Below are 21871 nucleotides of genomic sequence, written 5' to 3'. Positions count from 1 at the left end.
GGACCGGGCCCGGCCCCAGGGTCGGGGACCGGGCCCGGTGTCGTACGGAGTGCCTACCAGCCCAGGTAGCTCGGCTGGGTCTGCACGTTGAGCTCGTTGTAGCGGGTCAGCTTCGCCGACCAGGTACGCCAGTCGTTGAGCTCCAGGACGTCGAGGCCCTTGACCATGTCGTTGGAGTAGATGTGGCCGTTGTAGTAATACGCCGACCAGGTGCCACCACCGACGAACGTGTCCGCCGAGAGTGGGCCGCGCTCCCAGAAGGCGATCTCCTTCGGGTGGGCCGAGTCGGTGAAGTCCCAGACCGAGATGCCACCCTGATACCACGCCTGGACCATGATGTCCCGGCCGAGCACCGGCACCAACGAGCCGTTGTGCGCCACGCAGTTCTCGGTGTCCGCGTTGTTGCGCGGGATCTTGTAGTAGCTGCGGAACGTCATCGTCCGGGCGTCACCGCGGCCGGCGATGTCGTAGATGGCGTCCGCACCCCGCTTTGGTCCGATGGCCTCGTTGCAGGTCGCCGCCCCGCCACCACCCAGCTCGTCGGTGAAGACCACCTTGGTGCCGGAGTTGTTGAAGGTGGCCGAGTGCCAGAAAGCGAAGTTGACGGTGTCCCGGACCCGGTTGATGACCCGGGGCGCCTCCCGGTTCTTGATGTCGAGCAGGAGGCCGTCACCCATGCAGGCGCCGGCGGCCAGGTCCTTCGACGGGTAGACGGTGATGTCGTGGCAACCGGCCGTCGCCGAGCCGGTCTCGCTGCCGGGGAAGCCGCCGTCCGGGAAGAGGTTCGGCGTCGCGACCACTGCCGCGTCGGTCGGCTTCTTCAACGGAACCTTGACGATGGAGATGGAGTCGTGCGGCGGCTGGCAGTCCGGGAATTCGGCCCGCGGGCTGTACGACGAGATGTACAGGTAGATGGCCTTGCGGTCCTTGCCCGGCACCAGGGTGTGGGTGTGCGAGCCGCAGGCCGTCTCGACGGACTTGATGTAACGCGGGTTGGCCTTGTCCTTGATGTCGAAGACCTTGATGCCCTCCCAGGACCCCTTCACGTCCGCCCCTTGCGGGGTGCTGTTGCAGGAGTCGTCGCTGCGCGACGAGTCGGTGGAGAGGAAGAGCAGGTCGCCGTGCACGGAGATGTCGTTCTGCGACCCCGGGCAGAGCACCCGGGCCGTGACCGTCGGGGCGCTGGGCCGCGAGATGTCGTAGATGACGAAGCCGTTGTAGTTGCCGGCGAACGCGTACCTGCCCTGGAAGGCGATGTCGCTGTTTGTCGCGTCCAGTGGGGCGACCTTGGGCACGTTGGCGATCTGCCGCAGGTTGGGGCTGCTGACGATCTCGTCGACGCCGGGGATCGTGTTGGTGGGCGGGGCCGACGGCGGCGCCACCTGGGCGTTGCTCGCCGGGGCGACGAGCGCGCTGGCGACGAGGAGGCCGGTCGTGGCGAGCGCCACGATGCGCAGGTGGCGTGGCCGTGGCATGTGAGGTCTGATCATCGGCGAGGCCCTTCGCAAGGGGAAGATGATTGTCGACACCTTACCGTCCGGCGATGAACGTCGATGTGACCCGGGTCACATCAAAGTGCCTGCGTCAATGGATAGCATCGCGGTGACCTCGACTCCAGGGAGTGGCCCATGACCAACCGGCGCGCACGGACCCTGGCGATCGTCACACTGGCGCTCATGCTCACGCTCGTGGCCGTCGTCGTGCACCGCTCCGGCGGCGACACCGAGAAGGGCGCCGCACCGGCCCTCTCCACGTCACCCACGCCGACCGTCAGCCCGGTCCCCACCGACCTGACCGTCATCGCGCCCGGCCGCCCCGGTGAGGTGGCGGCCACCCGCGCCGCCCACGAGGTCCGCGACGCCGGCCCCGCGCCGCACAACTCGTTGGACGTCTGGTTCGTCCGGATGATGATCCCGCACCACGCGCAGGCCCTCGCCATGGCCGAGCTCGCCGGCGACCGCGCGGCCGATCCCGACGTGCGCGCCCTCGCCGAGCGCATCCGGGCCAGTCAGGGGCCGGAGATGGGCATGATGCGGGGCTGGTTGCAGACTCGCGGGCTCCCGGCGCAGGCCGAGGGGCACGACCACGGCACCATGCGCGGCATGCAGTCACCCGAGGCGATGCGGCAGCTCGCCGCCACCCGGGGTCCGGACTTCGACAGGCTGTTCGTCCGGATGATGACCGCGCATCACGAGGGTGCCATCGAGATGGCCACCAACCTGCTCACGGTCGGCTCCGACCTGACGCTCAACGAGTTCGCCACCTCGCTCGCCACCGAGCAGACCGTCGAGATCGACCGGATGCGCGAGGTTCTCGCCCGCTGAGCCGCGCCGACCGGGATCACGCACGAGCCGACCCGGCCGAGGCGCGGGGCCGCGCCCCGCGGCACGTACGCTGGGTGACCGTGAGACGCACGATGGTCGGTCGCCCGCTGCGCAGCGTCGCCTTCGACGTGGCCGTCTCCGCGGCGGTGGCCCTCATCGGCCTGGCCGGCGCGGCGAACCTGGCGGGCGGTTGGGCGGCCGCGCTGGTCTGTGTCGGGATGGCCGTGGCGCTGCTGTTCCGCCGCGCGCGCCCGGGCGCGGTGACCGTGGTGATCGCGGCGCTCGGCCTGGTGCAGGTGATCGCCCGGTGGGGTCCGCTGCCCTTCGACGTCGCCGTGCTGATCGCGCTCTACAGCGTGGTGAAGTACGGCGAGCGGCTGCGCGCCGCGGTGCTCGCCGGCGCGGCCGCCGCCGTGGGCGTGGTCCTCGCCGCCGTGCAGACCCCCGGCGTCATCAGCTGGTGGGTCACCGCGCTGTGGTACGCGTTGGTCACCGGCGCGGTGTGGTTGGTCGCACTGAACGTGCGGACCCGCCGGCTCTACGTGCTCAGCCTGGAGGAGCGGGCCGCCACTCTGGAACGCGAACGGGAGGCCGAGTCCCGGGCGGCGGTCGCCGAGGAGCGCACCCGGATCGCCCGCGAGCTGCACGACGTGGTCGCCCACAGCCTGGCGGTGATGATCGTCCAGGCCGATGGCGCCCGGTTCATGCTCGACCGGGACCCCACCCAGGCCCGCACCGCCGTGAAGGTGGTCGCGGACACCGGCCGGGCGGCGCTGGAGGAGATGCGCCGGCTGGTCGGCGTCCTGCGCGACGCCGGCCCGGCCGGCGGCGACGAGCTCGCGGTGGCCGCCGACCCGGAGCACCGGCGGCTGGCGCTTGCCGAGTTGCCCGACCTGCTGGCCCGCTTCGGTGACGCCGGGCTGCACATCCGCAGCACCGTCACCGGCGACCAGCCGTCCCTGCCTCCGGGGCTGGAACTGACCGTCTACCGGGTGGTGCAGGAGGCGCTGACCAACGCCCTCAAGCACGCCGGCGTCGGCGCCGTCGTCGAGACTGCCCTCACCTACACCGCCGAGGCCGTCGTGGTCCGGGTGCGCGACGACGGTCGGGGTCGCCCGCTGGTCAGCCCGGCGCCGTCCGGCGGTCACGGCCTGCTCGGGATGCGGGAGCGGGTGACGGTGTACGACGGCAGCCTCACCGCCGGCCCCCGACCGGCCGGGGGTTGGCAGCTCGAGGTCCGCCTACCGCTACCGTCGGACCCGGCGACGGAGGTGATCGCGGCATGACGGTCCGGGTGGTGATCGTGGACGACCAGGCGCTGGTGCGCGCCGGGTTCCGGATGGTGCTGGGCTCCCAGCCCGACCTGGAGGTGGTCGGGGAGGCGATCGACGGTGCCGACGCCCTGCGGGTGCTCGCCCGCACCGAGGCCGACGTGGTGGTGATGGACATCCGGATGCCCACCATGGACGGGGTGGAGGCGACCCGGCGGCTCTGCGCCGAGAGGCCCGCCGGCGGGCCCCGGGTGCTGGTGCTGACCACCTTCGACACCGAGGCGGACGCGTTCGCCGCACTCCAGGCCGGGGCGAGCGGGTTCCTGCTCAAGAACGTTCCGCCGGAGGAGCTGCTGGCCGCGATCCGGGTGGTGGCCCAGGGCGACTCGGTGGTGGCACCGTCGATCACCCGGCGCCTGCTGGACCGCTTCGCCGGGCAACTCGGCGCCGCACCGAGCGCCGACCCGCGCCTCACGCAGCTCACCGACCGGGAACGGGAGGTGCTGCTGCTCGTCGCACAGGGCCTGTCCAACGCGGAGATCGCCGCCCGGGTGCACGTGGCCGAGGCGACGGTGAAGACCCACGTCGGTCGGATCCTGGCCAAGCTCCAACTGCGCGACCGGGTCCAGGCGGTGGTCCTGGCGTACGAGAGCGGGCTGGTGACACCCGGCGGATGACGCCGCGTACGACCTGGGTCGTAGCCGGCGGCGGGCGGGGCGCGACCCGGGACGCACGCAGGTCGAGCACTCCGGTGGAGATCAACCGACCGGCTGCGGCCATAGCGTCGGAGGGGTCTGATCCGCCACCTGCACCGGGAGCCCCGCATGATCCGCCTGACCCTGCGCTCGTTGCGTGCCGAGGCGCTGCGCATGCTGCTCTCCGCACTGGCCGTCGTGCTCGGTGTCGCGTTCGTCGCCGGCACGATGATCTTCGTCGACGGGATGCGCGACGGCGCGTACGAGCGGGCTGGCACCTTCGACCGGCACACCGACCTGGGCGTCTACGCGACAGGCGCGGAGCTGCTGTCCCCGGCTCTGGTCGACCGGGTGCGTGCGGTCGACGGGGTGGCCGCCGCCGACGGCGAGCTGACCAACACCGGCGGGCTCCTCGGCTCCGACGGCCGTCCGGTGCTCGGCTTCACCGTGCTCGTGGCCATCCCCACCGAGCAGGCCCTGCGCTCGTACGACGTGGTCGCCGGCCGGCTGCCCGACCGGGCCGGCGAGGTGGTGCTGGACGCGCCGACGGTCGCCGAGGAGGGTTTCCCGCTCGGCTCGGAGGTCCGCGTCGGCGGCAGCGGCGGGGCGGCCCGCCCGTACACCCTGGTGGGGACCGTCGACGTGGCGGGCACTATCCGCGACGTCGGCGGCCCGTTCGTCGGCCTGGTCGGGCCGGACGCGTTGGCCCTCACCGGCCAGCGGGGCTACGGCCGCATCATGGTGGCGGCCCGCCCGGGTGCCTCCGTCGCGGCGGTGACCGAACGGGTGCGTGCCGTGGCCGGTGGCGACGCCACCGTGAAGAGTCGCCAGCGGATCCTCGACGAGGCCGTCGAGGAGGCGGTCCGCAACGCGGACCAGTTCCGGATGCTGCTGTTGATCTTCGTGGGGGTCGCCGTGGTGGTGGCCGGCTTCGTGATCGCCAACACCTTCGCGATCGTGCTGGCCCAGCGCACCCGGCGCACCGCGCTGCTGCGCCTGATCGGCGCCACCCGGGGGCAGGTCTTTCGGGCCGCCCTGCTGGAGTCGGCGGTGCTCGGGCTGGTCGCCTCCGCGCTCGGGGTGCTGCTCGGGGTGGGCCTCGCCGGTGGGATGCGGCTGCTGATGTCGCACCTGGACGTGCCGGGCACCAGTGGCCTGAGCGTGACCGGTTCCACGGTGCTGACCAGCCTGTTGCTGGGCACCGCGCTCACCGTGTGCGCCGCCCTGCTCCCGGCCTGGCGGGGCACCCGGATCGCGCCGGTGGCCGCGCTCACCGACGCCGCCGTGCAGCCGAGCCGGAGCGCCGGTCGGGTTCGGTTGGCCTTCGGCGCGGTGCTGCTGGCCGTCGGTGTCGCCGCGCTGGCCGGTGCCGCCAGCGCCGGCCAGTTGGTGCTGGTGGCGGCCGGCGGGGTGCTGACCTTCTTCGGGATCGTGCTGTTCGGGCCGGTACTCGTCCCGGCGCTGGCCCGGGCGTTCGGCTGGCCGGCCCGCCGCGTCCTCGGGGCGACCGGCGCGCTGGCCGTGGCCAACACGGTCCGCAATCCACGGCGGGTCGCCGCGACCGCCACGGCCCTGGTGATCGGGATCGGACTGGTGTCGGCCTTCATGGTCGGCGCGCGCAGCACCAAGGACGGCATCGAACGCAGCGTGGACGCCCAGATCGGGACGGACTTCGTGGTCAGCGGAATCGGCCAGAATCTTCCCGCCACCCTCACCGGTGAGCTGGCCGCCCGCCCCGAGCTGGGTGTGGTGCACGAGCAGCGCCACACGGTCGTCGCCGACGTCGAGATCCGGGCGGCCCACCCGGCGCTGGTGAGCCGGACCCTGAGCGAGGTGTTGGCTGGCGACGCCACCCGGGTCGGGCCCGGGCAGGTGCTGGTGCACCGGGAGTTGGCGCAGGCACGCGGCCTGCGGGTCGGCTCCCCGGTGACCGTCGCGGACCGGTCGTTCCAGGTGGCGGCCGTGGTCACCGACGACACGTCCACCGACGGCGCGCCCGCGGGCCACGTCATCGACATGTCCGACGCGGACTTCGCCGCGCTCTTCGGAGGTCAGCGGGGCTCCCTGGCGGAGATCGACCCCGCCGCCGGGGTGAGCGTCGAGCGGGCCCGGGACGCGATCGAGGCGGTGCTGGGCAGTTACCCGACGGTCAACCTGATGGATCAGGGCGCGTACAAGAAGATGCTCACCGGCACGGTGGACATGGTGCTCGCCTTCGTCACCGCGCTGCTCGGCCTGGCCGTGGTGATCGCCCTGGTCGGCGTGGCGAACACGCTGAGCCTGTCGGTGGTCGAGCGGACCAGGGAGAACGCCGTGCTGCGGGCGGTCGGGCTCACCCGGGGACGGATGCGGGCGGTGCTCGCCGTGGAGGCGGTGCTGATGGCGTTGGTCGGCGCGGTGCTCGGCGTCGGGCTGGGCACCGGCGTCAGCGCCTCCGCGATGGCGCTGCTGACCCGCCTCGGCGGTGACTTCCACCTGGTGCTGCCGCTCGGCCAGCTCGGGCTGATCCTCGGCGTCGCGGTGCTGGCCGCCCTGCTCGCCTCGGTCCTGCCGGCCCGCCGGGCGCTGTCCCGCCCGGTCGTCGAGGCGCTCGCCGACCAGTGACCGGCCCTACCGCCGGCGGGCGCGGCCCTGCCATCGGGGGTGCGGCTGGCTGTGCCGCCAGCGGGCACTGCCGGTCGGGCCCGCCGGCAGGGCCGCCGCCCCGGGGTGCGGACGGACATCCGCCGGCCGGTCCCGTCGTCTTTCCCGGCGGCGGGACCGGCCAGCGGTGCCGGGTCTACAGGCGCTCGACCACCGGGCCGACACACCTGTTGCGGGTGTCGAAGACGTAGCGCGCGTGCCGAACCACCAGGTCGTAGTCGAAGCTGTCGTGGTCGGTGACCACCACCACCGCGTCGGCGGCGCGCACCTCCTGCTCGGTGAGCGCGACCACGGTGACGCCGTCCGGGATGTGGTGCGCCTCGGCGTACGGCTCGACCGCGTGCACCTCGGCACCCATGGCCCGCAGCCGGCGGGCCACGTCGACCGCGGGGGAGTCCCGCATGTCGCCGGTGTTCTTCTTGTACGCCAGGCCGAGCAGCAGCAGCCGGGCACCGCTGACGGCCCGGCCGTCCCGGTTCAGGCCCGCCATGATCCGCTGCGCGACGTGCTCGGGCATCTCGTGGTTGATGTCGTTGGCCAACTCGATGAACCGGAACTGCCGGCCGAGGCGGCGCTTGACCTGCCAGGACAGGTAGCACGGGTCGATCGGCAGGCAGTGCCCGCCGACACCGGGCCCGGGCCGGAACGGCAGGAAGCCGAACGGCTTGGTCTCGGCGGCGTCGATCGCCTGCCAGACGTCGATGTCGAGGTGGTGCGAGAGCATGGTCAGCTCGTTGATCAGCGCGATGTTGACCTGGCGGAAGGTGTTCTCGATCAGCTTGGTCAGCTCGGCCACCCGGGTCGATTCCACCGGCACGGTGCGTTCCACCAGGCGCTTGTAGAACTCGTCCACCCGGGCCAGCGACGCCGCGTCCACACCGGAGACCACCTTCGGCGTGTTCTCCAACCGCCACGTCGGGTTGCCCGGGTCGATGCGCTCCGGGCTGTAGCCGAGATGGAAGTCGCCGGGGCTGCGCAGCCCGCTGGCCGACTCCAACAGCGGGCGCAGCAACTCCTCGGTGGTGCCCGGGTATGTCGTCGACTCCAGGATCACCGTGCACCCCGGGCGCACGTACGGGCCGAGGCCGACACCTGCCTGTTCGACGAAGCTCAGGTCGGGGGTGCCGTCGCGCAGCGGGGTCGGCACGGTGATGACGCAGATGTCGAAGCCCTCGGCGTCGGTGTACTCCGTGCTGGGGTTGTACCGGCCGCTGCCCAACGCGCGGCCCAGCCGGTCGGTCGGGATGTCCTCGACGAACGACTCCCCGGAGGCGAGACGCTTCACCCGGTCGGCGTCGACGTCGAGGCCGACCACGTCCAGCCCGGCCTCGACGGCGCGCATGGCCAGCGGCAGCCCGACGTATCCCTGACCGATCACGACCAGCTTTTCAGCGCTCACCCAGGCTCCCGCGGCAGATGGTGGATATGGCCTGCTGAGAGCCTAGAGGGGTGTTCGCCGACGCAAGTCCGTTTTGGGGATATCGGTGCTGGTGGGACTATCGGCGCTGGGCGAAACCGACGGTCAGTTGACCGGCGCTCCCTCCGGGTCGGCCGGCAGGCTCTCCGTCGCGGTCGGCGTGGGCAGCGGTGGCGGGGTCGTCGCGGGACCCGTCGGGCCGGTGGTCGGCCCCGTCGTCGCCGTCGGCGTCACCACCGGCGCCGTCGGGCTCGTCGTCTGGCTGGGTCGCGTGCTCGGCGTGGCGGAGATCGACGCCGACGGGGAGACGCCGGGCGACGCCGACCGGTCGGGCCGGGTCGGGCCACCGGTGGCGACCTGCTCGTTGCCCGCCGGCAGGTCCAACGGGCCGCTCGGCCCCACCGTCGGCGAGGTGGTCGGCAGCTTCACCGCCGGATTCTCGCTGGTCTTGTGCGTCGTGGCCAGGGCCACCCCGAGCCCGACCAGCGCGACGAGCACGGCCACCGCCGCGCCGACCAGCGGGCCCCGCCGCCGCTCCCGCCCGGCCTGGGCCCCACCCGCCACCGCCGCACCGGCCGCCGCCTCGGTACGGCCGCCCGGCCCGGCGTCGCGCAACGGAACGGCTGCCGCCAGCGCGGTGGGCGGCTCGCCGCCGGTGACCGCGGTCCGGGCGGCCTCGGCCATGGCGGCGCCGCTGCTGAACCGATCCTGCGGGTCCTTGGCCAGGGCCCGGGACACCAGGGCGCGAACCGCCTCGGGAATCTCGTGCGGCAGCTCCGGCGGCTCGTCGTCGAGGTGTCGGACGGCGACCTGGAGCGGGTTGTCGCCGGTGAACGGCGGATTGCCGGTGAGGCAGCAGTAGGTGACCGCGCCCAGCGCGTAGATGTCCGTCGCACCGCTGACCGGTCGCCCGGCGGCCTGCTCGGGTGCCATGTAGAGGGCGGTGCCGGGCACCGCGTTGGTGCTGGTGATGCTGGTGATGTCGAGCGAACGCGCCACGCCGAAGTCCACCAGGACGACCGAGCCGTCCTCGAGCACGAGCAGGTTGCTGGGCTTGACGTCGCGGTGCACGATGCCGCCGCGGTGCGCCGCGTTCAGCGCGGAGGCGGCCTGGGCCACGATCGACATCGTCTCGGCCACGTCGAGGCGGCCGGCCGTCTCGATCCGCTTGGACAACGGCTCGCCGGCGACGAACTCCATGACCAGGTAGTCCGCCCGACCTGCGCCGTCGGGCAGGTCCTCCGCACCGCAGTCGAAGACCTGCACGATGCCGGGGTGCCGCAGCGCCGCCATGATCCGGGCCTCGGCCCGGAACCGGGCGATGAAGTCGGGGTCGGAGACCAGTGTCGGCAGCAGCACCTTGACCGCGACCTGCCGGCCGAGGATCAGGTCCACGCCACGCCAGACGTCGCCCATACCGCCGGTAGCGACACGTTCGTCCAGGCGGTACCGACCGCTGAGCACGACCTCCGATGACAACACCGCAACACCGTACCCAGAGTCGCGCGCCCAGGCGTGACACGGGCTGTCGGCCAACCGGTTGCCCGGCGCCGGTGCAGCCGGCTGACCTGTGTGGATGCTGCGTCTCTGTGACGGTACGACGACGTGCCGTGACGAAAGCCGACATATTTCGATGAGCGGGCGCGCGACGATGGCCGAAAGGCGAGTCGAGGCCTGGTTTGCACCCTCTGGTCACGGGCAGTGACGGCGACACGCCCGAGCCGTGGGTTGATAATTGTCACTCTTCCGTGACAAGGTGCCAACTTGTCGCGCCGCCGGCCCCGTCCTAGCGTTAGCCCGGCTCGGGCCGCCCCGGCGATCTCGACGGTCGGCGCACCGAGCCGACGACCCTGGCGTTGGCCCACCAGACACCCCGGCCCGACGACCTCGGTCACGGGTGGGACCGGATTGGCGGAGGGCGGGGCGGGTGCTTGTCGGGCGGACGATTCGTGCCGCGTGCTCTGCCGTGCCGCGGCGGACCACGCCGGCACGAACCATGGGCCGCGGATGACCGGCGAGTTGTCGGAGGCGGTCAGCGCGGCACAGGCCGGGGACGAGGACGCGTTCCGCCTGCTCTACCGCAGCCTCCAGCCGGGCCTGCTGCGCTATCTGACCGCCCTGGTCGGCGCGGACGCGGAGGACGTCGCGTCGGAGACCTGGCTTCAGATTTCCCGCGACCTGCCCAGCTTCACCGGCGGCGAGTTCCGCGCCTGGACCGTCACGATCGCCCGCAACCGGGCGATGGACCACCTGCGCCGGCTGCGCCGCCGGCCGTCGCTGCCGGTCCCGGTGCACGCGCTCGTCGACCTGGCCAGCGAGGCGGACACCGCCGAGGGCGCCAGCGAGACGATCGGCACCGAGACCGCCCTGGCGCTGATCGCCACCCTGCCTCCCCGCGAGGCCGAAGCGGTCCTGCTCAGGGCCGTGATCGGGCTGGACGCGGGATCCGCGGGCCGGGTGCTGGGCCGCCGGGCCGGTGCCGTCCGGACCGCCGCGCACCGCGGTCTGCGCCGGCTCGCAGCCCTGTTGGAGCGGCAGAACGCCGTCGAGTCGCCCATCCAGGTCGACGGTGGGCCGCCGCCCCGGGCGGGCAGCGGCCCATCCCTGCGGGCACCGCACGCCGAGCCGGCGGACGGCTGACGTGAGGGGAATCTGGATGAACCCGTTCCGGCGGGTCGACCACGCCGAGACCGAACGGCTGCTCGACGCGGCCCGCGCCGACCCGCACGCCCGGTCGGACCAGGCCGGTCGAGGAGGGGACGCGGCGTCGCCGCAGGCCCGCGTACCCGTGCCGCCCGGGCCCTCGGCGGACCCGGTGGCGGGGTTGCTCGCCGCGGCCGCCGGCCCGGCCCGGCCCGGTGAGTTGGCCGGCGAGGAGGCCGCGCTCGCCGCGTTCCGGGCCGCGCGGGCCGACCCGGCGCCGTCCGCGCCCCACCGGTCGCGCCGCCGCCTCACCACCGGCGCGGTGGCCTGGATCGGCGCGGTGGCGGCCACCGCCACGGCCGGGGCCGCCTTCGCCGCGGTCACCCGGGACCGGGCGCCGGACCCGGTCGCACCGGAGCCGTCCCGGACGTCGCCGAGCCCCGAGGGGAGCGCGTCCACGTCCGGCGAGCCGAGTCGATCGGCGCCGGTCGGCCCACCGTCGCCGGGCCGACCGTCGCCCGGCGCACCGTTGCCGGGCTCACCGTCCGCGGGCACGCCGTCGGCCCCGAGCGCGCCCGCCGCGGATCTGCACGGCCTGTGCCGCGCCTGGCAGGCCAAGAAACCCGAGGAGCGGGAGAGGGCGTTGCGGACGCCGGCCTTCGAGACGCTGGTCGCCGCCGCCGGCGGGCCCGCCGAGGTCGAGGCGTACTGCCAGCGGTTGGTGCCCGAGCGCAAGCCGCCCGAGCCGACGAAGCCCCAGCCACCATCGCCGCCGACGGGCCGTCTCACCCCCCGGTGACCGGCCCCTGCTGACGCGTTTCCGTTTCGCCCTGCACGGGAAATTCGTCTGTTAGACAGAAGTTGGTGGTGCCGTGCACGCCCCCGGCGGGTGTCGGGGGGTGGGTTTACGGTGGCACCGTGTTCCGGAGTCGGCACACGGAGAGGGGATCCCGACCGTTGGTGACGTCACCCGAGTTGGACCGCGGGGCCATCCTTCGCGAGTCCGCAGCCGCAGTCCGGCACCTTGCCCGGATCTGCTTCAAGACCGGCCCACCCACACTCACCGGCGTCGAACTGGAATGGACCGTGCACGACGCCGCCGATCCCGCCCGACCCGTCGACCTGACGCGGCTCCGGGCGGCGCTGGGGCGGCACAGCCCCACCACACTGGATGCCACCAGCCCGGCCGAGCCGCTGCGACACGGCGCCATGGTGACCCTCGAGCCGGGTGGCCAGGTGGAGATCTCCACCCCGCCCCGCCCCTCGGTCACCGCGTTGATCCAGGCCACCGAGGCCGACATCGCCCAGGTCACCGACCTGCTGGCCGCCGCCGGGTTGATCCTCGGCCGCAGCGGCATCGACCCACACCGACGGCCCCGCCCGGTGCTGGAAACTCCCCGCTACCGCGCGATGCGCGGCGCCTTCGACAGGCATGGTCCGGCCGGCCGCACGATGATGTACAGCACCGCCGGCCTGCAGGTCTGCCTCGACGCCGGCGAGCCGGACCAGGTCGCGGCACGCTGGGCCGCCGCCCACGCGGTCGGGCCGCCACTGCTCGCGGTGTTCGCGTCGGCCAACCGGCACGCGGGGCGGCGCACCGGATGGGCCTCCGCGCGGATGGCCGCCTGGCTGGCCATCGACCCGGCCCGCACCCGCGCGGCCTGGACGCCCGGCCACGTCGACGAGGACCCGACCGCCACCTGGATCCGGTACGTGCTGGCCGCACCACTGCTCTGCCTGCGTCGCGACGGCACGGACTGGGCCGCGCCACCGGGCGTGACCTTTGCCGACTGGCTCGACGGCGCGTTGCCCCGACCACCCACCACCGACGACCTCGACTACCACGTCAGCACCCTCTTCCCGCCCGTGCGGCCACGCGGCTACCTGGAGTTGCGCTACCTGGACACCCAGCCCGGCCGGGACTGGCGGCTCCCGCTGGCGGTGCTGAGTGCCCTCTTCACCGATCCGGGCACGGTGCGCGTGGCGCACGAGATCGCCGCGCCGGTGGCGGACCGCTGGTCGGCCGCCGCCCGGCAGGGCCTCGCCGATCCGGCGCTGGCCGCCGCCGCGGCGACGCTGCTCGACCTGGCGCTGCGCACGCTGCCCCGGCTGGACCTGCCGACGGAGGTCCACGACGAGATCGAGCGCGGAGTACGACGGCGGCTCGCCGCCGCGACGGAAGGACGAGACAGATGAGCGTGCGCACGACGGGGCACACCGACGGTGAGCGGTTGCGCGACCGGATCGCGGGGGAGTTGGCCCGCGCCCGGGCCCGCACGACGCTGCTGACCGAGGTGGTCGACGACAAGGATCTGCTGCGCCAACACTCGCCGCTGATGTCGCCACTGGTCTGGGACCTCGCCCACGTGGGCAACCAGGAGGAGCTCTGGCTGGTCCGCGACGTCGGGGGCCGCGAGCCGGTCCGGTGCGACATCGACGAGCTGTACGACGCGTTCAAACAGCCGCGCCGGGACCGCCCGGCGCTGCCGCTGCTGCCGCCCGCCGAGGCGCGCGCCTACCTGGCCACCGTCCGGGACAAGGTGTACGACCTGCTCGACTCGGTGGTGTTCACGGAGCGGCCGTTGGTCGCCGACGGGTTCGCCTTCGGCATGCTGGTGCAGCACGAGCAGCAGCACGACGAGACCATGCTCGCCACCCACCAGCTGCGGTCGGGGCCGGCGGTGCTGCACGCACCGCCGCCGCCCGAGCCGTCCGCCCGGGTCGGTGGGGAGGTGCTGGTTCCGGCCGGTGAGTTCACCATGGGCACCGACACCGACCCGTGGGCTCTGGACAACGAGCGCCCGGCGCACCGCGTCGACCTGCCGGCGTACGTCATCGACGCGGCTCCGGTCACCAACGGCCAGTACGCGGCCTTCATCGCCGACGGTGGCTACACCGATCAGCGCTGGTGGAGCGCGGCTGGCTGGGCCCACCTGGTGCGGGAGCGGCTCAGTGCGCCGATGCACTGGCGTCGGGACGGCGACGACTGGTCGTACCAGCGCTTTGGCCGGTGGAGCCGGGTCCGCGCCGACGAGCCGGTGGTGCACGTGTGCTTCCACGAGGCGCAGGCGTACGCGGCGTGGGCCGGCAAGCGGCTGCCGACCGAGGCGGAGTGGGAGAAGGCGGCCCGGTGGGACCCGGCGAGCGGGCGGTCCCGCCGTTATCCCTGGGGCGACGACGAGCCGACCGAGGCGCACGCCAACCTCGACCAACGTCATCTGCGGCCGGCACCGGTCGGCGCGTACCCGGCCGGCGCCTCGCCGTTGGGGGTGCACCAGCTCATCGGTGACGTCTGGGAGTGGACCTCGACCACGTTCAACGGGCATCCCGGCTTCACGGCGTTCCCGTACCGCGAATACTCGGAGGTGTTCTTCGGCGACGACTACCGGGTGCTGCGTGGTGGTTCGTTCGGCACCGACCGTTCGGCCTGTCGGGGCACCTTCCGCAACTGGGACTACCCGATCCGGCGGCAGATCTTCAGCGGTTTCCGCTGCGCCCGCGACGTCCGGCCGGACGAGTCGTCCCGGTGATCCACCGCCCGATCGGCGGCCCGTCGGGGACGGTCTGCTGATGTGTCGTCACCTGGCCTACCTGGGGCCGCCGGTCACCCTCGCCGAGGTGCTGTTCGACCCCGCGCACTCGCTGGTGCGGCAGTCCTGGGCGCCGCGCGACATGCGTGGCGGCGGCACCATCAACGCCGACGGGTTCGGGGTCGGCTGGTATCCGGGCGACGGTGAGCCGGTGCGTTACCGCCGGGCGCAGCCGATCTGGAGCGACCCGACCATCGCTGGGCTCGCGGCGGTGACCCGCACCGGCGCGTTGCTCGCGGCCGTGCGTTCGGCCACCGTCGGGATGGCGGTGCTCGACAACGCCGCCGCGCCGTTCGCCGAGGGGCGGTGGCTGTTCAGCCACAACGGTGTGGTCCGCGGCTGGCCGGACGCGGTGGTGCCGCTCGCCGCCGGGCTGCCGGTGCGTGACCTGCTCACCCTGGACGCCGCCACCGACTCGGCGTTGCTCTGGGCGCTGGTGCGGCATCGGCTGCGCGCCGGCGAGGACCCGACCGAGGCGGTCGGGTCGACGGTGGCCGACGTGGCCGCGGCGGCCCCGGGGTCGCGGCTCAACCTGCTGCTCACCGACGGACGACGGGCGGTCGCCAGCGTGGCCGGGCACGCGTTGTCGGTCCGCGAGTCGTCGGGTGCGGTGCTGCTGGCCTCCGAGCCGCACGACGACGATCCGGGGTGGCGGGCGGTGCCGGAGGGGCACCTGGTCGTGGCCACCCCGGGCGAGGTGCGGGTACGTCCGCTGCCGGTCCGGTGAGCGACACCGGTCGGCGCACCACCTGTTTGTTCGAACAGAGAGGCGAATCATGACCGCGGAACCGTTGGAGATCTACCTCGAGGAGCACGACCTGGAGCGTGGCCTGCGCGACGACGTTCGCGCCGGGCTGAGCGCCGGGCAGAAGTGGCTGCCACCGAAGTGGTTCTACGACGCTCGGGGCAGCGAGTTGTTCGAGGAGATCACCCGGTTACCCGAGTACTACCCGACCCGGGCCGAGCGGGCCGTGCTGGCCGAACGCGCTCCCGCCATCGCGACGCTGACCGGGGCCAAGACCCTCATCGAGTTGGGTTCCGGCTCGTCGGAGAAGACCCGGCTGCTGCTGGACGCCTTCACCCGGCGGGGCGGCCTTGGCACGTTCGTCCCGCTCGACGTGTCGGTCAGCGCGCTGCGTGGGTCCACCGCCCAGATCGCCGCCGACTATCCGGGCCTGCGGGTCCGGGGCATCGTCGGTGACTTCACCCGGCAACTGGACCGGCTGCCCACCGGCGGCCGTCGGCTGGTGGTGTTCCTCGGCGGCACCATCGGCAACCTGCTGCCCGCCGAGCGGGCCGAGTTCCTGACGGCGATGCGCGGCGCGCTGGAGGTCGGCGACTGGCTGTTGCTCGGCACCGACCTGGTGAAGGACCCGTCGGTGATCGTGCCGGCGTACGACGACGCCGCCGGGGTCACCGCCGAGTTCAACCGCAACGTGTTGCAGGTGATCAATCGGGAGTTGGGCGCGGACTTCGACCCGGGGGCGTTCGCGCACGTGGCCCTCTGGGACCCGACCCACGAGTGGATCGAGATGCGGTTGCGGGCGACCCGGCCGATGCGGGTGCGGGTGTTGGACCTGACCGTGGACTTCGCCGCGGGGGAGGAGCTGCGTACCGAGGTGTCGGCGAAGTTCCGCCCGGAGGGGATCGCCGGGGAGTTGGCCTCGGCGGGCTTCGCCGCGGCGGAGTTCTGGACCGACCCGGACGGGCTCTTCGGGGTGACGCTGGCGCGGGCGCGGTGAGCGGTGCACCCATCCCGGCGCGGCCCAGCGGTGATCCGATAGGCTGGGTCCGCGAAGGGGAGTAGCCCCCAATGTCGTGGTCGACATACTGGTGCGTTCCGCATCCGGCCACGCGGCCCCGGTTCTCTCGGGGCGGGCGAGACCTTCGACTCAGGCTGTTGCAGCCGGGTCGAGGGCGCCCCTGTCACCTCTTCCCGGCGTGAACGGGAAGGATGTCATGGAGGGATTTTTCGCCGCGCTGGTCATCAGCTTCGGCGTCATCTTCGTCGCCGAGCTGGGGGACAAGTCCCAGTTGATGGCGCTGACCTTCGCCACGCGGTTCAAGCCGATCCCGGTGCTGATCGGCATCACGGTCGCCACGGCGGTGGTGCACCTGGCGTCGGTGGCCATCGGCGTGGGTCTCGGGGCGGTGTTGCCGACCGACTGGATCTCCCTGGTGGCCGGTGTGGCGTTCCTCGGCTTCGGTGCGTGGACGCTGCGCGGTGACAAGCTCACCGAGGAGGAGCGGCGCAAGGCGGAGAAGACCAGCAAGACCGCGATCGTCGCGGTATCGGTGGCGTTCTTCCTGGCCGAGCTGGGCGACAAGACGATGCTCGCCACGATCACGTTGGCCACCAAGTACGGCTGGTTCGGCACCTGGCTCGGCTCCACCGTCGGCATGGTGGCCGCGGACGCGCTGGCCATCCTGGTCGGGCGGATGCTCGGTCGCCGGCTGCCGGAGAAGGCCATCAGGTACGGCGCCGCGATCCTGTTCGCCATCTCCGGCCTCTGGCTGATCCTGGAGGCGGTCAACGAGCTGACCTGAGTACCGACTAGCCGGCCCGTGTTCGGGTAACGGCCTGCGGTGGAGCCGGCCGAGCTGTTGCGCCAGGGCGACCAGGTGCTCGTCGCCGTGGTGGAGGTGGCCGGCGCGCTCGTCATCTTCGTCGGGGCGGTCTGGGCGGCGGTGCGGTTCGTGGTCGAAGGGCTGCGGCACCGCACCGCCGCCGTCTTCACGCCGATCCGGCTGTCGCTGGGCCGGTTCCTGACTCTCGGCCTCGAATTCCAGTTGGCCGCCGACGTGCTGCGCACGGCGGTGTCCCCGTCGTTCGACCAGATCGGCCAACTGGCCGCGATCGCGACGATCCGGACGGCGCTGAACTACTTCCTGGGTCGGGAGATCCGTCAGGAGCAGCGGCAGGTGGCCGAGGGGGAGCGTCGGCCGTGACCGGCGTCCTGATCATGGTGGTCACCGCGCTGGCGCTTGTCGTCGGGGTGGTCACCGCACTGAGCACCAGGGCGCTGCGGACCGCCGTACGGGTGTTGCTGGACCTGCTGACCGCCGCCGGACTGCTCCGGCTCGTCGGCGAGCCGGGGTGGAACGCTCTGGCCGGCGCGGTGGCGATCATCGCCCTGCGTCAGCTGCTCGGGAAGGCGTTGAGCAGCTCACCGCCGTGGTCCGGGCGACAATCCCCGGCGCGCTGCGCGGGCGACGATCAGCACCTACCGTTGGCGGTGAGAGGCGAAACCGGGGGCAGCGGGAGGATGACCACATGAGCCGGCACGACGAACCGAACGAGTACGGCTTCGCCGGCGACGGCACCGCTCCCGAGCCGCCGTCCGGGGGCAAGCCGGACGAGCAGGATCGTGCCGAGGAGGTGGCGGTGCCGGGCGACGACCTCACCGCACCGGCGGCGGAGGCGCTGGTCGAGGAGACCGAGGAGCCGCCACCCGCCGAGCGTCGCCGCTGACGCCCGGCCACCGCCCGCTTGGCCACCGCTCGCTCGGCCACCGGCCCGCCCGGCCACCGCCTGCGTGGCCGCCGCCCGCCCGGCCGCCGCTCAACTGTCGGCGGGCCGCTGGTAGACGTCGGGCACCCCGTCGCCGTCGGCGTCGAGCCGTTCCCGCTGCGCCACCCGGCGGTACGTGCCGTTGCGGCGGACCAACACCGTGGCGGCCAGCCCCGCGGAGAGCACCGATCCGAGCAGCACGGCCACCTTGACCCGGTCGTCGGCCGGGCTGCCGGCGCCGAAGGCCAGGTCGCCGATGAGCAGCGACACGGTGAACCCGACGCCGGCCAGCAGGGCGATCCCGAGCAGGTCCGACCAGGTGATGTCCTCGTCCAGTTCGGCACGGGTGAACCGGGCCAGCAGGTATGTCGAGCCGAAGACGCCGATGCCCTTGCCGAGCACGAGTCCGGCGACGACGGCGATGACCACCGGGTCGGTCAGCAGGGCGCCCAGGTCGGTGCCGCGCAGGGTGACGCCGGCCGCGAACAGGGCGAAGATCGGCACCGCGATGCCGGCCGACACCGGCCGCCAGCGGTGCTCCAGGCGCGCGGCGAGCCCGCCCTCGTCCGTCCCCGCACCGGTGCTGCCCGGCCGGCCGCCGGTCGCCCGGTGGCGGGCGAGCACCGGCACCGTGAAGCCGAGCAGCACGCCGGCCACCGTGGCGTGCACACCGGAGGCGTGCACGAGGGCCCAGGCCGCGATCGCGAGCGGGATCAGCGCCCACCACCAGGTACGGCCGCGTTGCACCAGCACCGCGAAGAGCCCGATCGGCGCCAGCGCCGCGAGCAGCGGCACGGGGTGGAAGTCGGCGGTGTAGAAGACCGCGATGATGGTGATGGCGAACAGGTCGTCGACCACGGCGAGGGTGAGCAGGAAGGCACGTAGCCCCTGGGGTAGGTGCGAGCCGACCAGCGCGAGCACGGCGAGCGCGAAGGCGATGTCGGTGGCGGTCGGGATGGCCCAGCCGCGCAGCCCCGGACCGCCGCCGACCAGGACGACCGCCACGTAGATCAGCGCCGGCAGCAGCATCCCGCCGAGCGCGGCCACCACGGGTAGCGCCGCCCGGCGCGGGTCGCGCAGGTCGCCGGCGACGAACTCCCGCTTGAGCTCCAGGCCCACCACGAAGAAGAAGACGGCCAGCAGGCCGTCCGCCGCCCAGGTGGCCACGTCCAGGTCGAGGTGCCAGGGTGCGCCGCCGGGCCAGGGCACCCAGTCGCCGACCCGGGTGTACGAGTCGGACCAGGGCGAGTTGGCCCAGGCCAGCGCCGTCACGGCACCGAGCAGCAGCAACGCGCCACCGACCGTCTCGGTGCGCAGCACGTCGGCCAGGCGCCGGGCCTCGGGCCAGGACGATCGGGCGAACAGCCGGGCCGTGTGCCGCTGCTCGGACGGCGGTGGGGAGGGGGCGGTCATCTGCGGGGTCACCTCGGGACATCAGGACGGCGGGGATCCACTCGCCGACCAGACTTCCCGGCACACCGCTGCCGACCCTATCCGGGTTCGTGTGCGGCGGCGACCACGGGGGGCCGTTCGGTCGGTCGCGGACTTTTCCCCGGGTCGCGCCGCAGCCGAATGCGCCTTTGTCCGGTTGGTTATGCGGGCGCATGAGTCAGAGTCAGAACCACCTAACTCCGGACATAAGCCGTATGAGCCGCTTTAATGGTTTCACGAGTTTAAGACGACCTTGGGGGTTTTCGTGAAGTTTTTTGGCGTAACCGGACCGATGCGGAGGCGCTCCTGATGGACCTGCTCCGCCAACTGCGCCACGTGCGTCGGCACTGGTGGGTCGTGCTGGTCACGGTCATGGTGGCCCTGGGCGCCTCGGCGTTCCTGACCGTACGGGCACAACCCCGGTACGTCGCCTCGGTGACCTTCTTCGTCACCACCCCCAACTCCGGCGTCAGCGACGCCTACCAGGGTGGGCTCTTCCTCCAACAGCGCGTCAAGTCGTACGCCGATCTGCTCACCAGCGACCGGCTGGCGCAGAGCGTGGTGGCCGACACCCCGGTGGGCCTCACCGCAGACGAGGTGCGTAGCCGGGTGACCACCTCCACCGAGACCGGCACCGTGCTGCTGCGCGCCTCGGTCAACGACACCGACCAGACCCGGGCGTTGCGGGTGACCGAGTCACTCGCCGCGAAGTTCGTCGACCTGGTGCAGAAGGTCGAGACGACGTCCGAGGGCAAGGCACCGATCAAGATCGAGGTGGTCAGCGGCCCGCGGGTCAGCGCCAGTCCGGTCTCGCCGCAGCCGACCCGCAACCTCACCCTCGGCGGGCTGATCGGCCTGATGCTCGGCGTCGGCCTGGCGATCCTGCGCGGCGTCGCCGACGTCCGACTGCGGGACTCCGCCGGCCTGCAACGCGCCACCGGCAGTCCGCTGCTCGGCGAGATCCCCTACGAGAGCAGCGCCCGGACCGAGCCACTCATCATCGGCGACGCGGCGACCTCGGCCCGTGCCGAGGCGGTACGCAAGTTGCGCACGAACCTGCGCTTCGTGGACGTCCACGAGCCGGCCCGGGTCATCGCCGTGACCAGCGCGTTGCAGGGCGAGGGCAAGACCACGCTCTCCTGCAACCTGGCCATCGCGCTGGCCGAGGCGGGGTGGCGGGTGCTGCTTGTCGACGCGGACCTGCGCCGCCCGAAGGTCGACGAGTACCTGGGCCTGGACGCCGGGGTCGGCCTCACCGACGTGCTCGTCGGCGACGTGAAGGTCGGCGACGTCGTGCAGCGCTGGGGCGACAAGTCGATGCTGGTGCTGCCCAGCGGTTCCGCCCCGCCGAACCCGAGCGAGCTGCTCGGGTCCAAGGCGATGTCGGATCTGCTGCTGGCGCTGCGGGAGTCGGCGGACATCGTGATCATCGACACCGCTCCGCTGCTCGCGGTGACCGACGGCGTGGTCGTGGCCGTGCAGGCCGACGGCGCGCTGCTGGTGAGCCAGCAGGGCCGTACCTCGCGGACCCAGGTGGCCGCGGCGGCCCGCGCACTGCACTCGGTCTCGGTCCGCCTGCTCGGCTGCGTGCTGAACATGGCCAAGGTGGCCAAGGCCGAGGCGTACCAGTACGAGGCATACCGCGTGGTCGCCTCGACCCTGCCGCCGTCGGTGCCGGCAGACCGGGTGATGTCCGGCCGGCACAGCGAGACCACCACCGGGGTCAACGGCGTCGCCGACCACACCCAGGAGCTCACCCGGCTGCCCCGATGAGCGCGGCGAGGGGTCGCAGCGACCGTTCGATCTCCTCGGCGCAGCGTCGGAAGTCGGCGGAGGTGCCGCCGATCGGGTCCCGAAGGTCGTCCGCGTCCGGGGCGGCGGGTTGCAGCCGTCCCCGGGCCTGGGCGACGGCGGCGATCGCTGCCCGCAACGGGTCGCCGGCCGGCTCGGCGGGCGGCTCGGCCGCCGCCGCCAGCCGGCCGAACTGGCGCAGGGTGAACGTCCGGTGCAGGGCGCTCGGCGCCAGCGCGGTGCAGATCGAGCGCTGGCGCCGGGTGGCGGTCAGCACCAGCGTCGCGTCCACCAGGTATTCGGGCCGCAGAACTCTGGTCCGGAACGCCGCGGCGTCCGCGCCGCTCTCCGTCGCGACCTCCAGGGCGTACGGATGCATGGACAGCCCGTCGACCGCGTCGGTGCCGGCGCTGGCCACGGTGACCGGCCGGTCGGCCAGCAGGCGGCGGGCCAGATGCTCGGCCATCGGTGACCGGCACAGGTTGGCGTGGCAGACGAACAACACGCGATCAGTCATCGGTGCCCCTCTCGTCGGTGCGGACGCGAGCTGCCACA

20 protein-coding genes are annotated in these 21871 nt (G+C 73.0%); 15 read left to right on the top strand and 5 right to left on the bottom strand.

The features are described 5' to 3' along the window. Positions 1 to 53: 53 nt before the first annotated feature. Positions 54 to 1475, bottom strand: coding sequence for an LVIVD repeat-containing protein (locus ACGFIQ_RS33970; protein WP_393250073.1), 1422 nt, complete (start codon positions 1473 to 1475; stop codon positions 54 to 56). Between the two features lie 153 nt (positions 1476 to 1628). Between ACGFIQ_RS33970 and ACGFIQ_RS33965 the strand changes: the two genes are divergently transcribed. The 4 genes from ACGFIQ_RS33965 (at position 1629) to ACGFIQ_RS33950 (ending at position 6894) form a co-directional block, all read left to right on the top strand. Continuing rightward, positions 1629 to 2324 (top strand): DUF305 domain-containing protein, encoded by a 696-nt coding sequence (locus ACGFIQ_RS33965; protein WP_393250071.1) that lies wholly within the window; start codon positions 1629 to 1631, stop codon positions 2322 to 2324. 74 nt (positions 2325 to 2398) lie between these two features. Further along, the gene (locus ACGFIQ_RS33960; protein ID WP_393250069.1) at positions 2399 to 3610 is read left to right on the top strand and encodes a sensor histidine kinase; all 1212 of its coding nucleotides are present in this window, start codon (positions 2399 to 2401) and stop codon (positions 3608 to 3610) included. Further along, positions 3607 to 4272, top strand: a complete 666-nt coding sequence (locus tag ACGFIQ_RS33955; RefSeq protein WP_393250067.1) for a response regulator — start codon at positions 3607 to 3609, stop codon at positions 4270 to 4272. Before ACGFIQ_RS33960 ends, ACGFIQ_RS33955 begins: the two co-directional genes overlap by 4 nt. Before the next feature lie 147 nt (positions 4273 to 4419). Next, positions 4420 to 6894, top strand: a complete 2475-nt coding sequence (locus tag ACGFIQ_RS33950; protein ID WP_393250065.1) for an ABC transporter permease — start codon at positions 4420 to 4422, stop codon at positions 6892 to 6894. Positions 6895 to 7069: 175 nt separating this feature from the next. On the opposite strand, the gene ACGFIQ_RS33945 is transcribed toward ACGFIQ_RS33950, so the two are convergent. Next, a complete protein-coding gene (locus tag ACGFIQ_RS33945; RefSeq protein WP_393250063.1) occupies positions 7070 to 8332 on the bottom strand; it encodes a nucleotide sugar dehydrogenase in 1263 nt (420 codons plus the stop codon). 123 nt (positions 8333 to 8455) lie between these two features. After that, positions 8456 to 9832, bottom strand: a complete 1377-nt coding sequence (locus ACGFIQ_RS33940) for a serine/threonine-protein kinase (protein WP_393250061.1) — start codon at positions 9830 to 9832, stop codon at positions 8456 to 8458. A 525-nt stretch (positions 9833 to 10357) separates the two neighbouring features. Between ACGFIQ_RS33940 and ACGFIQ_RS33935 the strand changes: the two genes are divergently transcribed. From ACGFIQ_RS33935 to ACGFIQ_RS33890, 10 genes are all read left to right on the top strand, one after another. Beyond that, entirely contained in the window at positions 10358 to 10990 is a 633-nt protein-coding gene (locus tag ACGFIQ_RS33935; protein WP_393250059.1) for an RNA polymerase sigma factor, read from the top strand. Positions 10991 to 11006: 16 nt separating this feature from the next. Next, positions 11007 to 11792, top strand: coding sequence for a hypothetical protein (locus ACGFIQ_RS33930; RefSeq protein ID WP_393250057.1), 786 nt, complete (start codon positions 11007 to 11009; stop codon positions 11790 to 11792). A 158-nt stretch (positions 11793 to 11950) separates the two neighbouring features. After that, the gene (gene egtA / locus ACGFIQ_RS33925; RefSeq protein ID WP_393250055.1) at positions 11951 to 13189 is read left to right on the top strand and encodes an ergothioneine biosynthesis glutamate--cysteine ligase EgtA; all 1239 of its coding nucleotides are present in this window, start codon (positions 11951 to 11953) and stop codon (positions 13187 to 13189) included. Continuing rightward, positions 13186 to 14523: an ergothioneine biosynthesis protein EgtB gene (egtB, locus tag ACGFIQ_RS33920; RefSeq protein ID WP_393250053.1), complete on the top strand. Its 1338-nt coding sequence runs from the start codon at positions 13186 to 13188 to the stop codon at positions 14521 to 14523. The genes egtA and egtB overlap by 4 nt, the downstream gene beginning before the upstream one ends. A gap of 40 nt (positions 14524 to 14563) precedes the next feature. Beyond that, a complete protein-coding gene (gene egtC / locus ACGFIQ_RS33915; RefSeq protein WP_393250051.1) occupies positions 14564 to 15310 on the top strand; it encodes an ergothioneine biosynthesis protein EgtC in 747 nt (248 codons plus the stop codon). 49 nt (positions 15311 to 15359) lie between these two features. Beyond that, entirely contained in the window at positions 15360 to 16325 is a 966-nt protein-coding gene (gene egtD / locus ACGFIQ_RS33910; protein WP_393250049.1) for an L-histidine N(alpha)-methyltransferase, read from the top strand. A 217-nt stretch (positions 16326 to 16542) separates the two neighbouring features. Further along, positions 16543 to 17130, top strand: coding sequence for a TMEM165/GDT1 family protein (locus tag ACGFIQ_RS33905; protein ID WP_393250047.1), 588 nt, complete (start codon positions 16543 to 16545; stop codon positions 17128 to 17130). Positions 17131 to 17169: 39 nt separating this feature from the next. Beyond that, positions 17170 to 17532, top strand: coding sequence for a DUF1622 domain-containing protein (locus ACGFIQ_RS33900; protein ID WP_393250045.1), 363 nt, complete (start codon positions 17170 to 17172; stop codon positions 17530 to 17532). Next, positions 17529 to 17861, top strand: a complete 333-nt coding sequence (locus ACGFIQ_RS33895; protein WP_393250043.1) for a hypothetical protein — start codon at positions 17529 to 17531, stop codon at positions 17859 to 17861. The genes ACGFIQ_RS33900 and ACGFIQ_RS33895 overlap by 4 nt, the downstream gene beginning before the upstream one ends. Beyond that, on the top strand, positions 17858 to 18055 hold the full coding sequence (locus ACGFIQ_RS33890; RefSeq protein WP_393250041.1) for a hypothetical protein: 198 nt from the start codon (positions 17858 to 17860) through the stop codon (positions 18053 to 18055). The genes ACGFIQ_RS33895 and ACGFIQ_RS33890 overlap by 4 nt, the downstream gene beginning before the upstream one ends. Before the next feature lie 90 nt (positions 18056 to 18145). Here ACGFIQ_RS33890 and nhaA read toward each other — a convergent pair whose 3' ends face one another. Next, positions 18146 to 19507: a Na+/H+ antiporter NhaA gene (gene nhaA / locus ACGFIQ_RS33885; protein ID WP_393250039.1), complete on the bottom strand. Its 1362-nt coding sequence runs from the start codon at positions 19505 to 19507 to the stop codon at positions 18146 to 18148. 327 nt (positions 19508 to 19834) lie between these two features. Here nhaA and ACGFIQ_RS33880 point away from each other — a divergent pair, with 327 nt between their 5' ends. Beyond that, positions 19835 to 21298 (top strand): polysaccharide biosynthesis tyrosine autokinase, encoded by a 1464-nt coding sequence (locus ACGFIQ_RS33880; protein ID WP_393250037.1) that lies wholly within the window; start codon positions 19835 to 19837, stop codon positions 21296 to 21298. Here ACGFIQ_RS33880 and ACGFIQ_RS33875 read toward each other — a convergent pair. Beyond that, positions 21279 to 21833 (bottom strand): low molecular weight phosphatase family protein, encoded by a 555-nt coding sequence (locus ACGFIQ_RS33875; RefSeq protein ID WP_393250035.1) that lies wholly within the window; start codon positions 21831 to 21833, stop codon positions 21279 to 21281. The two genes, ACGFIQ_RS33880 and ACGFIQ_RS33875, sit on opposite strands and share 20 nt — an antisense overlap. Positions 21834 to 21871 lie beyond the last annotated feature (38 nt).

Source organism: Micromonospora sp. NPDC048898, from assembly GCF_043198035.1.
In the GTDB taxonomy this organism is placed as follows: Bacteria; Actinomycetota; Actinomycetes; order Mycobacteriales; family Micromonosporaceae; genus Micromonospora.
The sequence above is the reverse complement of the archived record's forward strand: the minus strand, read 5'-3'. Positions and strand labels throughout refer to the sequence as shown.

Bases quoted from the DNA above. Each gene is read 5' to 3' on its own strand.
- ACGFIQ_RS33970 (WP_393250073.1), bottom strand. From the start codon at position 1,475: ATGCCACGGCCACGCCACCTGCGCATCGTGGCGCTCGCCACGACCGGC.
- ACGFIQ_RS33965 (WP_393250071.1), top strand. From the start codon at position 1,629: ATGACCAACCGGCGCGCACGGACCCTGGCGATCGTCACACTGGCGCTC.
- ACGFIQ_RS33955 (WP_393250067.1), top strand. From the start codon at position 3,607: ATGACGGTCCGGGTGGTGATCGTGGACGACCAGGCGCTGGTGCGCGCC.
- ACGFIQ_RS33950 (WP_393250065.1), top strand. From the start codon at position 4,420: ATGATCCGCCTGACCCTGCGCTCGTTGCGTGCCGAGGCGCTGCGCATG.
- ACGFIQ_RS33935 (WP_393250059.1), top strand. From the start codon at position 10,358: ATGACCGGCGAGTTGTCGGAGGCGGTCAGCGCGGCACAGGCCGGGGAC.
- ACGFIQ_RS33930 (WP_393250057.1), top strand. From the start codon at position 11,007: ATGAACCCGTTCCGGCGGGTCGACCACGCCGAGACCGAACGGCTGCTC.
- egtB (WP_393250053.1), top strand. From the start codon at position 13,186: ATGAGCGTGCGCACGACGGGGCACACCGACGGTGAGCGGTTGCGCGAC.
- egtC (WP_393250051.1), top strand. From the start codon at position 14,564: ATGTGTCGTCACCTGGCCTACCTGGGGCCGCCGGTCACCCTCGCCGAG.
- egtD (WP_393250049.1), top strand. From the start codon at position 15,360: ATGACCGCGGAACCGTTGGAGATCTACCTCGAGGAGCACGACCTGGAG.
- ACGFIQ_RS33905 (WP_393250047.1), top strand. From the start codon at position 16,543: ATGGAGGGATTTTTCGCCGCGCTGGTCATCAGCTTCGGCGTCATCTTC.
- ACGFIQ_RS33890 (WP_393250041.1), top strand. From the start codon at position 17,858: ATGAGCCGGCACGACGAACCGAACGAGTACGGCTTCGCCGGCGACGGC.
- nhaA (WP_393250039.1), bottom strand. From the start codon at position 19,507: ATGACCGCCCCCTCCCCACCGCCGTCCGAGCAGCGGCACACGGCCCGG.
- ACGFIQ_RS33880 (WP_393250037.1), top strand. From the start codon at position 19,835: ATGGACCTGCTCCGCCAACTGCGCCACGTGCGTCGGCACTGGTGGGTC.
- ACGFIQ_RS33875 (WP_393250035.1), bottom strand. From the start codon at position 21,833: ATGACTGATCGCGTGTTGTTCGTCTGCCACGCCAACCTGTGCCGGTCA.